Here is a 13505-nt window from a genome sequence, read left to right on the forward strand (position 1 = left end):
CCTTGGAGCACCGCGTCCAGTGAGTACCCGGCATCTGCCAAGATCCGGCGGGCCTTCTCGGGGGAGATGGCAACCCACGCAGGGGAGCCGGGAGTAGGAACGAGGCCGAGCCACCCGGAGTACGGCTGGTCATCTCGGGTGGACTGCCCCTGTCGGTAGAGGTGGGCACCGTGGGATGCGACGTAGGCGCGGAGCACGTCCATAGCCATCTCCGGCCGGTTGTCCGACTCGTCTGCGACCTCCGTGAACATGCCTTGCCACCGCTCAACAGGCAGCGGCTCGTAGGGCAGGAGCCCCCACCGGTGGGCGAGGATCTCCGCGAGCGCGACCGCTGCCACCTTGGGAGCGCGGCGCCCAGTCATGTCCGTGGTGCCGAGCAGCTGGACGCGCAGAGCCTCGTGCTCCGCGCGCAGGGAGGCGAGACCCTCCGGAGTGCTGATCTGCTCGAGGAGGTGCCGCACGAACTCGGGGCCGGCCGTGCCGTGGTTGTCGATGATGCAGTCCCGCAGGGAGACGGCTACGGCGCCGCCGTTCTCTCCGAACGGGGAGCGGGTGAGGCTGAGAACGCGAGCGGCTGCTCCCTGGTGAGTGGAGTACGAGAGAGCGGGCCGCTCCCCGGTGGAGAGCAGCACGGTTTGCCACTGGAGGCCGGACGGCCACCCGCCACCGCGGAGCTTCCCCTCGTTCTTCGGGAGGTCGTACAGGATGCTGTTTACGATCTCCGGGGACTCTGCCGTCATCGTCTCGTCCAGTGCGCTGACCAGCCCACGAACGAGGTTGAGGTGCTTCTCAGCGCCGATCAGCGTTGTCCGCCAACTGGCGAGCGCTCGCGCATCTTCGCTCGGGTCGGCCCACACGGAGAGGCCGCACTGAAGGCAGGTTGTCTTACCGCGCGTGCTCCGAGAGGAAATGTCCACGGTGAACGAGGGCATGGCCAGGGGCCGGAGCAGCGGAGCCGCGAACGAGGCCGCGAGCACCACTCGGGGCACGGGGTAGCCCTCGAGTTGGGCGATGCCGGTACGCCACGCTGCCAGAGTCCCGCGCTGCCGGTGAGCAGCGGCCGCGCCCTTCTGCTCCTCGTAGGTGACCTCTACGCGGGTGTCTCCATCCGGGCCGGAGACGAACGTCCCGTCCGGCTGCCACCCCAAGTACCGGGCCACGTAGCCCGTGGGGATCGTCTCGACGTTCTCAGCCTCGAACGTGGCGAGCCACCGCTCCACTTCCCGTGCGTCACCCTCGAGGACCGGCAGTCCATCCCCACCAAGCGACTTGATCAGCTCCCGGCCTCTGACCACTGCCTCACGAGAGACCACCCGCCGGACGACTTTGCCGCGGTCGGTCCACGCCAACTCCACGGACTTCTTCCCGTCCGCGTCGGTGTACGCCTTCGTGATGACCAGGGGCGCGTAGGTGATCTGAGACCAGCGCTGCGTCTGCCCGAACATCTGTAGGACGTGCACGCCCGCGCGATTCACCTTGTACGGCTCGGGTGTGGTGGTGCGCGGGTCCATGCCGAACGTCTCGCTATAGGGGTACTCAGGAGCGGACTGCCGGGGGATAGAGGCCTTCTCGGAGGTCTCCTGCTCCTTCTGCGCCTTCCACTCGAGGAAGAGGCGCATCTCCTCGTCGTCTGCTCCCTCGAGAGCGGCGCGGGCCTTCTCTTCCCGAGTCTTCTGCCGGCGGAAGGCCTCGAACGCTTTGACCTCTGCGTCTGTCGTCACGCGACACCCGCCCCACGGCCGGCGAGCCCGCGTTCCCACCCGGACCGGATCGTGCGCAGTGCCTCCCGCTCACTCTGCCCCGAGCGCAAAGCGGCGCCGAGCAGCTGCTCCTGAACGGTCGTCTCGTTCAGCACGCCCGGAGCCGTCTCCTGCAACTCCCCGAGTCGTCGCGCAGCCGCGAACAGCCCTCGATTCCGTTCCCCTTCGGGTGCGCCAGCTACGTCCTCCGCGGCCCCGGACAAGGCGGCTGCCGCGTACCGGTCGGCCCGGGAGGCAGTCGGCAGCACCAGCACGGGAGCCGGCCGGCGAGCCGGAGCAGCGGCGGCCGCCGGCCGGAGCCGCTCGAGCAGCCACCCCGGGAGCGGCTGCGGTCGGCTGTTCGAGTCGGACATACGGCGGTAGGGGAGGCCCTGAGCTGCCGAGTAGGAGCCGGCCGCGATGACGAGTCCGCCGATGCCGCGCACGTCGATGAGCGGTCCGAGGTGGGGAGCGGTCGGCCCGGCTCCGGTGGCGCAGCCGATGAGCGGCCCGTCCTCCGGCTGCCGGAAGTACAGGTGAACGCCCCCGCTCGGGGTGAGCACGGTGTAGGTGTCGGGCCAGTCCTCCCCGGCCTCCGTCGCCATGCGCTCGAGCACGTCGACCCCGCTGTATGCGTAGTCGAAATCCGCCGGCAGGACCGTGTGCTCTTTCCTCACATCGAGATCAACGACCAGCAGCCCCCGCCCGTCGTTGCCGCGGCCGGTCAGGATGCCGACATGGGCGCGCTTGAAGCGGCCCGACCACCATTCGCGCACCTGCTCCGGGTCGGAGAACGGGGCGAGCTGCTCCGCGGTCGCGTCCCGGCCGAACCCCGGGACCATGGGTCCCTTGTCCGTGCGGGAGCAGGGGACGACCGGGATGCCGCGTGCAACCCAGACCATGGCCACGGCCTGTTGCTGTTCGGTCAGATTCCCGGCAGGACGCGCGGCCGCCGTGGACGGAGTGTCCACGCGGGGGCTGTCGCGGGGGGTGGGTGGCTTCTCTGCGGCAGGTGCCTTGACCTGCGGTTTCTGCGCCATGAGTGCGCCTCTCTACGGAGGTAGAGGGCGGACCCGGTGTGGACAGGTTCGAGTAGGCCAGTTCTTCCGTGGGTGGAAAATCTGGCTACTCTGGCGATTGCACGCCCGCGAAGTTGTGCAACCGCCTTCCGATCCTCACCGGGTTGCCGCCCGGCGGTTAGGATCCCGGAATGCGCCTCAAGAGGCCCGCCGCGCCAACGGCGGGCCTCGACGCATTTCTGCCGTCAGGCAGAGGCCGGGAGGTCGTGCTCACTGTTGAGTTCTGAGCTGTGAATCCGGATGAGTCGGCCCGTGGGACCAACCCGCCGCATCCGCAGCTGACCACTCAGCGCCCAGCGGGTGACGGTCCGCGTAGAGACCCGGAAGTGATCCGAGACCTCACGAACGGTCAGCCACTCGGGAGCGTCGGACGTTGCGTCCATGTGTGCCCTCCTGCGGCTCTAGTGCTTAGAGAGACGATACCGGCCCTACGCGACACTGTGGCGAAGCGTTCTGACGCCCTTACAGCCCTTCCTAGGGGCCAGTCCCGTTGAGTCCCTCCGAGTCGTTCCGAGCCTCACCGAGCCTCACCGAGCCTTACCGAGTTCCGCGCTTCTCCGTGCCGTTGAAGAAACGTAGCCCGGCGTGTCGCGTTTGTCTGAGGTGCCTTCCCTCGGCACCCGGTGCTCACTTTGGCAGCCCTGTCAAACGGCTGCGGTTGGGGACTGCAATTCGCGGCCGGCCGGAGGTAGAGCTCGCGAGCGTCAGTCGGAGAGCGGCATCCGTGAGCCGGGGGCGTACACGTCCTCCCAGTACCCGAGCGGTCGCTCCTCGTCGTGAAAGGTCACGGTGGTGACCAGCACGGCCACGGCCGAGTGCGGCGGAGCGTCAATCTCCAGAGCGTCCAACTCCTCTTGAGACGCCTGCCGGGCGTGGGCAGTGCGCTGCCCGGTCACCACGGCGCGGCCGGTCCGCTCCGCATAGAGGGTGTTGAACTGCTGCACCATCCGCCGGTCTTCCCCGAGCTCGGGCACGGCGTCGACCGTGTGAGGCGGATAGATAGAGACACCGACCGACGTGGGCTTGTCGTCCTGCCGGAAAACCCGAATGCGGATCACGGCTTCATCGCCGGGCTCGAGGTCAAGTGCGGCGCACACCTCCGGGTCATGCACTGACCGGCGGATCACGCGGTGATCAGAGGAGGTCTCTCCGGGGGCGTAGCGACGACCGTTCTTCTCCATGCGGCTCAGTCGGTCCGCACCGGTGATGACCAGGGGTGACTTTGCTACGACCGTCCCCAGTGCGCCCCGAGAGGTGACCAGGCCCTCAGCCTTGAGCACCCCCAGCGCGCGGCTCACGGTCTTTGCCGCTACGCCGAACCGCTCGCGGATCTCGGAGACAGACGGCAACGAGTCGCCGGGGGCGAGTTCACCGCTCGTGATCTGTGTGCGGAAGTGGGCAGCGAGATCCGCGTACCCCTTCCCCTCCTGCGCCTTGAATGGCATGACTTCTCCCTGATTGTCGGAGCGCGGTGCACCTCCGAAGGTACATCAATGACCCTCTCAAGGTACATGCTTGCCGCGCATCCGTGCTTCATGTACCTTCATGGCGTCGGCAAGGTACGTTAAGTACCCGGCCGGTGATCCATCCGTACCTTCCCCCGGCAGCAGAACGGCCCCCGGTGTGTCCGCACCAGGGGCCGAGCCGGGGACCGTAGTCCCTTAGATCGCTGGTTGGAGCGACCTATGAGCGAAAGTACCGCAGGTCAGAGCCGGGAATCCCGGCTCGCAACGATGAGTCCGGAGCAGCTCGAGGCCGCGGAGACGACACTCCGCCGGGGCACGTGGGCGATCACTGCCGGAGCCGTCCTCTTCTCCGTCCTCACGGTCACGCCCCTCGTGGAGCGGGTGACCCCGGAGGACTGGCAGTGGACCGCACCGATTCTGCCGATCGTGGTGGACACCGCCGTAGTCATCGTCGTGCGGCTGGACTCGACCGTCTCCCGACTCGGAGGCAGCACCGGGGGGTGGCCGGCCGTCCTGCGATGGATGACCGGGCTGTTCACGCTGCTGCTCAACGTCGGGGACTCCGCGCTCAAGGGTGATCTCGTGGGGGTGGCCGTTCACGCGGTGGCGCCGCTGCTGCTCATCGTCACGGCGGAGGCCGGGCTCGCGTACAGGCGGAAGATCGCTGTTCAGCTCGAGCGGCTCGAGCGTTCACGGCAGCAGGAGGAGGAGCGTTCACGGCAGGAGGCAGAGGCCCGCCGTGAGCGCGAGCGCGCCGAGCGTGAACGGGAGCAGGCCCGCCGTGAACAGCAGGAGCGGGAGGCCCGTGAACACGCGGCCGCCCTCGAGCGGGAGGCCCGGGAGTACGAGGCTCAGCAGCGCAGGGAGGAGCGGGAGTACGCGGCCGCCCTCGAGCGCGAGCGGGCCGAGCGGGAGGAGCGGCTCCGCCGGGAGGAGCAGGAGCGGGCCGACCGCGAGCGCGCCGAGCAGCTCGAGCGTGAACGCCGGGAGCGGGAGCGGGCCGACCGTGAACGCCGCGAGCGGGAGGCAGCCGAGCGGGCCGCTCATGAACAGCGGGAGCAGCAGGCTCGGGAGGCCCGTGAACGGGCGGCCGCGGCCCGCCGTGAACAGTCCACCCCCCGTGCCGTGAACGGTGGTGAACGGCCCGCGCTCACGGCCGTGCCGGTGAACGAGGACCGCTCAAAGATGGTGGAGCCGGCCGCCCGTGAACACGTCCGGGTGGGCGAGCGCGCGGGCAAGTCCGTGCGGCAACTCGCGGAGGAGACGGGTTGGTCCGTCGGGTGGGTGTCGGCCCGCATCCGTGAGCAGCGCGAGCAGAGCAGCGCTGCCATCGTCCCGGCCGCCGCAGGGGCCGACCGATGAGCCGCCGGCCGCCGTTAGGCGCCTCCGCTGTCTGGGAGGCCGTGATGGAGCCCGCGGAGTACCGCTGCCAGTGCTCGGGGGCGTGCGGCTCCCAGCACACGAAGACCGGCCGCCGCTGCCACCGGACCACCGGTGGTCACCGGCTGCTCATCGCCCCGGCCGATCTCCTGCTCTCCCCCGCGGCCGCGGCCGCCGTGCCCGCGGAGCAGCTGCTCGCGTGGTGCCCCGACTGCCACCGGGCCGCGCTCGGACGGCAGCGGGCCGCGGACCGCGAACGCCGCCGGCTCGAGGAGCCCGAGCCTGCCGCGCTGTTCGACCTCTGATCCACCCCTCCCCCTTCGCATTCCGAATGGAGCCCCTCATGTCCACGGAGCAGCCGCTCGAGCAGGCAGCCGCCGCGGCGGTCGCAGCCTCCCGGCAGTCGGAGCAGTACGCGTTGGTGCTCGCTGCCGTACAGGCCGCGCAGATCGTCCAGCAGCAGGCGCAGCCGCCCGCCTGCCAGCACCACCACGGCCCGCAGCAGTCGCCGGCGGTCGGGAAGTGGGTGGCGGTCGGTGTCGCCGGCAGCGTCGCCGCTATCTCGCTCGCCCTGTCCGCAATCGCGGTCGCGGTCGGTGCGGTCGCGGTGACGTGCTGCCTGCTCGTCCTGCGCTCGATGTGGCGCGAGATCCAGCGCGGCCGCCGCTGACGGCTCCCTGTCGCCCCCGGGCCTCCCGGGGACGGCAGAGGGCCGGACAGCAGTCCGCACCCGACCACCACCACGGAGGACCCCATGAACCGTAGGAACGCGCTGGAGTTGGCCGCGGCCGCGGCGGACCGGGCGGCAGCGCTCGCGGAGGAGGCCGAGCGGCTCGCCCGACACGACGACTTCCGCCCGAAGACGGGGCCGTTCGCTGCGGCCGGCTCCCTGTGGGCCGACACCTCCCGGGCCTACACCGCGCTCGCGGTCGCCCTGCCCGAGACCACCACCGACACCGACGAGCAGACGGAGGTCTGACCATGGCCAGCAACGGCACGCGCCCCAGCAGCGCAGAGCAGGTCCGCGGTTTCGCCGCACACCAGGCTCAGCAGCCTTTCACCCGGCCGGCCGGGAACGGGGCGAACGGCAAGGGGACGAAGAACTTCACCGGGTTCGGGGTCAACGTCAACGTCAGCAGCAACGGCGGAGGCCCCGGCGCGGGGGGTGGGCAGCGCGGCGGAGCCGCGGCCGGCGGGAGCAGCGGCTCGCACTTCATCCTCGGAGAGCCCGAGTTCAACTCCACGGAGGACGTGCGCACCTACTGCAACCACGTGCGCGCGCTCATGGTGCAGGCCGCAATCGAGTTGGCCATGGCCTCGAAGATCCTCGAGGCCCGGCTCGCCCAGGCGCAGACCCTCCCCGGTGACAACCCCGTTCAGGGCCGCATGCGAGCCCGCCGGGTGGGCCGGAAGTTGAAGAAAGCGGCAGACGGGGCGACCGCGGCCGCCAAGAGCGCGGTCGGTGCCTACGGCGCGTTCACCCGCGAGTACGCCGACCTCATGCGGCCGCGGCCGCAGCGCACGGCGACGTCGAACCCCTTCAAGTACTGACCCCGACCGCCCCGGCAGTCACGCCGTGAGGGCGCCGGATCGGATCCGGCCCGGGGCACTCAGCGCGACCGCCCGACAGCAACCACCCGGAGGGAGTGGGCGACATGGCCCGCAGCAGGAAGACGAACAGCACGGGCAGCAGCCCGACCGCGGAGCAGCGCCACGAGGAGCAGCTCAACGGCACGGCCGGCCGCGGGGACCTGACCGGGTACGTTCTGCACCGCGCAAAGCCGTACCTGCCGCCGTGGCTCGGAGCGGCCGCGCTGGGGGTGGTGAGCCTGCCGGCCCATTTGCAGTGGGGTGACTCATCGGCCGGCGGGGTGGGGCTCACGCTCGCCTCTGTCGCCCTGACCGGCGTCACGTGGTGGGCCGGCCGCTCGACGAGCGAGCAGCGTCGACTGCACTCCGCCGTGACCGTTGCCGCGGGCTCCGCGTGGCTCACCGCGGCCGCGCTCGCCGGGCCGCTCACCGGCCCCCTGCCCGACCTGTACCTGATGGGAGCCCCCGCGCTCGCCCTGTCGTGGAACATTCGGCAGGTCATGCGCCGCAACCCCGACGCGACCGGCGAGAGCTCGGACAAGGGGCTCTTGGAGAAGGTCGGTCTGGCCCGCACGAAGGTGCGAGAGGTCAAGGTAGAGCCGAACCGGGTCACCGTGCCTTACGAACTCCCGGCCGGGGAGCTCACCCACGACGACGCGACGAAGGCAATCCCGCGTATCGCCTCCGCGCTGGACGTACCGACCACAGCCATCCGTCACCAGCCCGACCCCGACAGTGCGCGTAAGGGCGCGTTCGTGATCGTGCCGGAGGACATGCTCCGCACCCCCACCGTGTGGCCCGGGCCGGCCGCCCCCGGCGAGTCCGTGGCCGTGCCCCTGCGGCTGGGGGTGTACGACGATGGCTCAGACCTCGTGCTGCCGCTGCTCGACGCGATTCACGTGCTCATCATGGGGATGACCGGCTCCGGCAAGACGGAGGGAGCTCTCGACGTGCTGCTCGAGCTGCTCACCCGCCGGGATGTCGTGGTGTGGCTCAGCGATGCTGCGAAGGCCGGGCAGGACTTCCAGCCGATCCTTCCGGCCGTGGACTGGGCAGCGCTCGACATGCGCGCAACCGGCGCCATGGTCGGAGCCGTTCAGGCTGCGATCCCTGCCCGTACCGGGTGGCTGCGGGATCACAGCTACCGGGCGTGGGAGCCCGCGGCCGCCGAACGGCAGACCGACCCCGCGCACTCCTGCGCCTCCTCCGGGGCGTGCGGCTGCGACGGAATGCCGTACCTCGTGGTGTGGATGGAGGAGGCCGCGAAGATCCTCCGGGAGATCGGGGAGGACGTGTTCACCGGGATCGCGCAGGAGGCCCGGTCCGCCGGGATCTCCCTCGTGCTGTCCATGCAGCGCGCCTCCGGCTACCAACTCAGCACCGACACCCGTGCGAGCCTGCCGGCTGCTCTGTGCTTCGGAGTCCGGGGCGACGATGCCGGATTCGCGCTGCCGGAAGAGGTGCTCGACGCCGGGGCGAACCCGGCCGCATGGGGCAACAAGCGCAAGGGGTACGTCTACCTCGTGTCCGCGGGAGTCGACGAGGACCTCTACGCCAACCCCGCCCGCACGTTCTGGACCGGCCCGGCCGGGCAGTACGAGCAGATCGCGGAATACGTCGTGCAGCACTTCGCGGCCGTGCGCGCAGCCGTTGACCCGGTGACCTCCGGAGCAGCCGCCCGCGTCGCTGGAGATCTGTTCACCAACCGGCGGGGGCTGGTCAGCCTCTCCGCCACAGAGGCCGGGGAGGCCGACATGCAGATGAGCGAGCAGGAGGAGAGCCGCCTCGAGGTTGCCGCCCTCACGGACCCGGAGGACGCAGAGACGGACGTGTCCGAGGACCTCCCGCCCGTGGAGAGCGTGACCGAACTCCCGGCCGGCAAGCCGAGCACGGAGGAGGCCCGGGAGCTGCTCGGGGAGTTGGTGGAGATGCTCGCCACGACCGGTGGCGGGATCGTCGGCCCGGCGGACCTCTCCCCGTACCTCGAGCAGTTGGGCCGCTCCCGCCCGTGGGTGTCCGCGGAACTCAAGCGGCTCGCCGCGGAGGGCCGACTCGCCCCGACCGCGGAGGAGGGCCGGTACCGCGTCCTGCCCGTCCCCGTAGCGGCCTGACACCCCCTGACACGTCAGACGCCCTGACAGGCCGTTTCTCCACACGGACGGGGATGTCAGAACACCTGACACCCCCGTCTGACACCGGACTCTGACACCGGCCCTGACACCTCGAGCAAACCGACCACGAACCCGAATCCAGCGGAGGAGAATCACCCCATGGCAGCCGACTACGAACCCGTACCCGTCCCGCCGGAGGGCCGGCCCCTGACCGACTGGGAGCGGGAGAACATGCTCCCGGCCGGAGCCGCCGATGACGTCGACTACGGGGAGCTGGACGACTCCTCCCCCGAGTGGGTGCGCCTCCCCTCCGAGTGAGCACACCCAACCCCGAGCGAGCCCCCGCCACTCACTGGCGGGGGCTCTCGCGTTTGTCCGGGGAGCTGTACAGGGCCCACCCCGGGGCGCGCACGGTCCCGATCGGGGGCGGCATCCGTCGCCGGGGAGGCAGAGGAGGCGCGGCGGCCGCCGCGACTTCCGGAGCCGGAGCAGCAGGCAGCGAAGGTGCCGAGCCATCGTCACGTGACGTTGCTCCCCCGTCGGCCCCAACGTCACGTGACGTTGTTCCGCGCAGCAGAACGGCCGCCGCAGCAGCGGCCCGCGCCTCCCGCACGGCCCCGTCCAGCTTCCGTGCCTCGTAGGCCCGCTGCCGGCAGTTCCTCGAGCAGTACTCCCGCGGCCGGGTGCCGAGCGACTCCGGGACCTCCCGGCCGCATCCAACCCGCCGGCAGCGTCGGCCCGCCGGCTGCTCTGTCTCATCTGTCATGGGCGAGACCGTAGCCCGGGGGGTGGGCAGCGCTCGCAGCACCCATGCCGAGCACCCGCCGGCCGGATCCCTGTACGCCCTCCTGCGGCCCCTGCTCGCCCTCGAGGACCTCCCCGGCTCCCGGCAGGCCGGAGAGCCGCTCAATGGGCAGCAGACGCGCCCCTGTCGGCTCCGCGGTCGGCTCGCTCGCGGTCGGTCCCGTGCCCAGCGTTCGACGTGTCACGGGGTGATCCTCCCGCCCTGGAAACCCGGGCGTACTGCCGAGTGCCCTACCGGCCCGGTCCGCCGGCAGACCGCTCGAGGGGGCACTCCCCCGGGTGGCCGTACCGGTGACCGAACGTCACCCCGCCCCCGAACACGCGTCCGTGGTGTCCGCTCCCGTCCTCCCCTGTCGCCCCTGTCGGCCCCAAATCGCTCTCACCAGTGGTGTTACATCTATGCCCATAGATGTGTACAGTGGGAGGGTCGGCAGCCACCCGGGCCGCCGCAATGCAAGGGGGACAGACCATGAGCGCGATTCCCACCGGTCCTCTCGACCGCGAGCCGATCGACTACCCGAACGGGGAGTTCCCGTCCGCTGCCGAGCGGGAGTCGGTCCTCCGGGACGCGCTCTCCGCGGCCGGAGTGGAAACCGGGGCCTATGACGATCGGATCGTGAAATGGCTCGCCGGGTGGGAGTGGTCGACCCTCGCAACCATCGCGTCATGGGTACAGCGTGCCGGGCAGGGGGGTGGGCAGCAGTCGCAGCCGGAGCGTGCCGAGCAGGAGCGGACCGCGGAGGTGCTCGGGGAAGCGCTGGAGGCGTACTTCCAGGAGGTCGACCCGGAGGAGGCCGACACTGACGACATGGCGTGGACCCTCGTGCGCGCGCTCGGACGGACCGACCGATGAGCACGCCCCGCACGCCCGTTCTCCGTCTCGTCCTCGTTCGTCGCGTCTCCACGGCCGGTCAGGCAGTCGACGGGTACGGGCTCCCCGCGCAGGAGGCCGACTGCCGGAAGTGGGCGAAGGGGCAGACCACCCCCCGCGTGCGGATCGTCCACATGGTCACGGACGGGGACGGCAAGGCTGGGAAGTCTGGCGCAAGCCTGCTCGACGAACGGCCGGGCCTGATGGACGCCGTGGAGTGGATCGCAGAGGGCAAGGCAGACGGGATCCTGGCCCCGAACTTGGACCGGCTCGCCCGTGAGCTCACCGTGCAGGAAGCCGTGCTCTCCTACGTGTGGGCACTCGGGGGCCGCGTGTTCACCGCGGACCATGGCGAACACCTCGAGGACGACGCGTCCGACCCCATGCGCACGGCCATGCGGCAGATGCGCGGCGTTTTCCACCAGCTCGACCGCGGGCTCATCATCAAGCGGCTCACGGAGGGCCGGGCCGCCAAGGGCAGCAAGGGTGGATACGCCTACGGTGCTCCCCGGTTCGGGCAGCGCGTAGAGGACAAGGAACTCACGGCCGATGAGCGGGAGAACGCCATCGCGGAGGAGATGGAGCGTTGGCGCGACGAGGAGGGGCTCAGCATCCGGGCAATCTGCGCCCGGGCCAACTCCCGCGACGACATGCCCTCAAAGCGCGGCGGCCGTTGGCACCCGACCACCGTTGCCCGGCTGCTCTCCCCGGAGGCCCGGGAGAAAGCGCGGCAGCAGTCCGCGGCCGCCCGCGCTGCTCGTAAGGAGCAGCAGCGCAGGGAGCGCGCGGCCCGGCTCCTCTCCCAACGCTGACCACACGATCACTACCGCGCGAACCCACGAGGCCCGCAGCCACTCCCGGCCGCGGGCCTCTGCCGCGCCCACCCAACCCCCACTGCCGTGCCAACACCGGGGGGGAGTCGGTCGAATCTTGGGAGCAGCAGGCGAGCGACCCCAACGCCCTGTCTCCCGCTTTTTTGCGCGGCCCGGGGAGCGCCCCCCACCGCGCGTTGACACCCGCCCGGGGCCGTATGGCAGGCCCGATCCGGTACGGGTTCCCAAGGCTCCGCAGACGGCTGCGCATCCGGTTACGGCCGGTCCCGCGCGCATAGGGGGAGGCCTCCCTCGAGCAGTCGCAGCAGCCACCGGGCGAGTTGGCCCCCCACCGTGCGCGCGACTCTGGGACCCGGAGCGCGGTAAGAGTTTCCCTACTCCATCAAGGCCGGCCCGCACGCGGGCCGTGCGCGGCCGTCCGGCCGGCCGCTCCTGCCTCCGTCCCGCTGCCGACCGGCCGCCGCGCAGCCGCAAGGGACCGGTCCCCCGCAACAACGCGCGCACGAGGGGGAAGGGGAGTCTGAATCTCCAGACCGAATCGCCCGGGGTCCGGCGCCGTCAGCAGCGCACACGCGTGCTCAGAATTGCGAAGGGGGGGTTACCCCCGACGTACCCGGGGGGCCACAACGCGGGGGAGGTCTCTCGGGTGCCGGTCAGGTTCAAAGGGTCACCGGCCGCGGCCGCCAGTACGTCACCGGCCCGAGCAGTACGTGAACTCGATGACGTACCGGGTGGGGGGTGCCTCCCCCTCGAGCCGCCTGCCTCCCGCCGGGGAGGGAAAGTCCCATACCCGCGATATCGGGAGTTTTGATCAGCGGACCGCGTGGGGGACGACTCCCCCCGGCACCCCCTCCGCGTACCGGGAGGTGCTGACGCTGTCCCGCTGTACGGGTCTGGGGGATCCGGCCGCGACCGGTCGCGCAGCAGCCCGCACGCGCGAGACCACGACCAACAGCCCGACCGCCAACCCCGCATATGCCGCGCTACCCGCCACGCCACAAGACCGGCCGCGCTGAGCTGCTCTCTGGCCGTTGTCTGCGGGTCAGGGCAAAGGGGAGCGGCTACGCCGCACGACCTACGGCGCGGCAGCCGCCGGAGGACCTCGAGCACCGGCTCCCGTCCGGCGGGGGGTGGGTAGCTGCTCTGAGGCTCCCCACCCCCCGGCGGAGGTCAGCCGTGGGCAGGGGTCGACTCCCGGGCGCCGCTGCGTACCCCTGCGTACCCTCTGCGTACCCCTCTGCGTACCCCCTCTTTCCCTGCTTTGACCTGCACTTTTTCTCTATAGAAGGAGAGAGGGTACGCAAGGTACGCAGTTGAGAGAGTGCATACATGCGTGCGCGCACACGCGTGCGCACTCGACCCCTCTCTCTGGCGAACTGCGTACCCCCCCCCCCGATGGGCGCCTAACCCGGTTGTGACCTGCAAGAACGCACAACAAAGGGGGGTACGCAGCGTGTGCGTACCCCCCTGGTTTCCGGGCTCTTGGAGAGCTACTCGGAGGCGTAGGGCTGGTAGTCGATCCCCTCCGGGGTGAAGACGAGATACCGGGCCTGCGCTCCAAGGATCTTCTTTTTGATCAAGTGGGGAGGGCGTTGGGACTTCATCAACTCGAGGTATCCGGCATCAATCCAG

The 13505-nt window shown here is 70.7% G+C and carries 14 protein-coding genes; 9 read left to right on the top strand and 5 right to left on the bottom strand.

Going from position 1 to position 13505, the window contains the following annotated elements; all coding sequences use genetic code 11:
* From CCL05_RS32635 to CCL05_RS32650, 4 genes are all read right to left on the bottom strand, one after another.
* A partial coding sequence (locus tag CCL05_RS32635; RefSeq protein WP_143589981.1) for a DUF927 domain-containing protein occupies positions 1-1721 on the bottom strand: 1721 nt, incomplete at its 3' end.
* Positions 1718-2710: a bifunctional DNA primase/polymerase gene (locus CCL05_RS32640; protein ID WP_158102515.1), complete on the bottom strand. Its 993-nt coding sequence runs from the start codon at positions 2708-2710 to the stop codon at positions 1718-1720. The genes CCL05_RS32640 and CCL05_RS32635, both read right to left, overlap by 4 nt.
* Positions 2711-3003: 293 nt before the next feature.
* The gene (locus CCL05_RS47620; RefSeq protein WP_086564283.1) at positions 3004-3201 is read right to left on the bottom strand and encodes a helix-turn-helix domain-containing protein; all 198 of its coding nucleotides are present in this window, start codon (positions 3199-3201) and stop codon (positions 3004-3006) included.
* Positions 3202-3522: 321 nt separating this feature from the next.
* Complete coding sequence (locus CCL05_RS32650) at positions 3523-4263, bottom strand: GntR family transcriptional regulator (protein ID WP_086564284.1); 741 nt, start codon at positions 4261-4263, stop codon at positions 3523-3525.
* 288 nt (positions 4264-4551) lie between these two features.
* On the opposite strand from CCL05_RS32650, the gene CCL05_RS32655 reads away from it, so the two are divergent.
* The 7 genes from CCL05_RS32655 (at position 4552) to CCL05_RS44965 (ending at position 9683) form a co-directional block, all read left to right on the top strand.
* Positions 4552-5646, top strand: a complete 1095-nt coding sequence (locus CCL05_RS32655; RefSeq protein WP_086564285.1) for a DUF2637 domain-containing protein — start codon at positions 4552-4554, stop codon at positions 5644-5646.
* A 44-nt stretch (positions 5647-5690) separates the two neighbouring features.
* Positions 5691-5969, top strand: a complete 279-nt coding sequence (locus tag CCL05_RS32660; RefSeq protein ID WP_086564286.1) for a hypothetical protein — start codon at positions 5691-5693, stop codon at positions 5967-5969.
* 38 nt (positions 5970-6007) lie between these two features.
* Entirely contained in the window at positions 6008-6334 is a 327-nt protein-coding gene (locus CCL05_RS32665) for a hypothetical protein (RefSeq protein WP_086564287.1), read from the top strand.
* Positions 6335-6418: 84 nt separating this feature from the next.
* On the top strand, positions 6419-6643 hold the full coding sequence (locus CCL05_RS32670; protein ID WP_086564288.1) for a hypothetical protein: 225 nt from the start codon (positions 6419-6421) through the stop codon (positions 6641-6643).
* Positions 6644-6645: 2 nt separating this feature from the next.
* Entirely contained in the window at positions 6646-7215 is a 570-nt protein-coding gene (traA, locus tag CCL05_RS32675; RefSeq protein ID WP_086564289.1) for a plasmid transfer protein TraA, read from the top strand.
* 104 nt (positions 7216-7319) lie between these two features.
* Positions 7320-9365, top strand: a complete 2046-nt coding sequence (traB, locus tag CCL05_RS32680) for a plasmid transfer protein TraB (RefSeq protein ID WP_086564290.1) — start codon at positions 7320-7322, stop codon at positions 9363-9365.
* A gap of 159 nt (positions 9366-9524) precedes the next feature.
* A complete protein-coding gene (locus CCL05_RS44965; RefSeq protein WP_158102516.1) occupies positions 9525-9683 on the top strand; it encodes a hypothetical protein in 159 nt (52 codons plus the stop codon).
* 437 nt (positions 9684-10120) lie between these two features.
* Here the strand turns inward: CCL05_RS44965 and CCL05_RS44595 are convergent, their stop codons facing one another.
* The gene (locus CCL05_RS44595; protein ID WP_143589982.1) at positions 10121-10354 is read right to left on the bottom strand and encodes a hypothetical protein; all 234 of its coding nucleotides are present in this window, start codon (positions 10352-10354) and stop codon (positions 10121-10123) included.
* 284 nt (positions 10355-10638) lie between these two features.
* Between CCL05_RS44595 and CCL05_RS32685 the strand changes: the two genes are divergently transcribed.
* The gene (locus CCL05_RS32685) at positions 10639-11022 is read left to right on the top strand and encodes a hypothetical protein (protein ID WP_086564291.1); all 384 of its coding nucleotides are present in this window, start codon (positions 10639-10641) and stop codon (positions 11020-11022) included.
* On the top strand, positions 11019-11852 hold the full coding sequence (locus CCL05_RS32690; protein ID WP_086564292.1) for a recombinase family protein: 834 nt from the start codon (positions 11019-11021) through the stop codon (positions 11850-11852). The genes CCL05_RS32685 and CCL05_RS32690 overlap by 4 nt, the downstream gene beginning before the upstream one ends.
* Positions 11853-13505: the final 1653 nt, after the last annotated feature.

Origin of the sequence: Streptomyces africanus (genome assembly GCF_002150735.1) — a bacterium.
GTDB lineage: Bacteria > Actinomycetota > Actinomycetes > Streptomycetales > Streptomycetaceae > Streptomyces > Streptomyces africanus.

What these genes read in the sequence shown, in the direction of transcription:
- CCL05_RS47620 (WP_086564283.1), bottom strand. Translation starts at nt 3,201, where the DNA reads ATGGACGCAACGTCCGACGCTCCCGAGTGGCTGACCGTTCGTGAGGTC.
- CCL05_RS32650 (WP_086564284.1), bottom strand. Translation starts at nt 4,263, where the DNA reads ATGCCATTCAAGGCGCAGGAGGGGAAGGGGTACGCGGATCTCGCTGCC.
- CCL05_RS32655 (WP_086564285.1), top strand. Translation starts at nt 4,552, where the DNA reads ATGAGTCCGGAGCAGCTCGAGGCCGCGGAGACGACACTCCGCCGGGGC.
- CCL05_RS32660 (WP_086564286.1), top strand. Translation starts at nt 5,691, where the DNA reads ATGGAGCCCGCGGAGTACCGCTGCCAGTGCTCGGGGGCGTGCGGCTCC.
- CCL05_RS32665 (WP_086564287.1), top strand. Translation starts at nt 6,008, where the DNA reads ATGTCCACGGAGCAGCCGCTCGAGCAGGCAGCCGCCGCGGCGGTCGCA.
- CCL05_RS32670 (WP_086564288.1), top strand. Translation starts at nt 6,419, where the DNA reads ATGAACCGTAGGAACGCGCTGGAGTTGGCCGCGGCCGCGGCGGACCGG.
- traA (WP_086564289.1), top strand. Translation starts at nt 6,646, where the DNA reads ATGGCCAGCAACGGCACGCGCCCCAGCAGCGCAGAGCAGGTCCGCGGT.
- traB (WP_086564290.1), top strand. Translation starts at nt 7,320, where the DNA reads ATGGCCCGCAGCAGGAAGACGAACAGCACGGGCAGCAGCCCGACCGCG.
- CCL05_RS44965 (WP_158102516.1), top strand. Translation starts at nt 9,525, where the DNA reads ATGGCAGCCGACTACGAACCCGTACCCGTCCCGCCGGAGGGCCGGCCC.
- CCL05_RS32685 (WP_086564291.1), top strand. Translation starts at nt 10,639, where the DNA reads ATGAGCGCGATTCCCACCGGTCCTCTCGACCGCGAGCCGATCGACTAC.
- CCL05_RS32690 (WP_086564292.1), top strand. Translation starts at nt 11,019, where the DNA reads ATGAGCACGCCCCGCACGCCCGTTCTCCGTCTCGTCCTCGTTCGTCGC.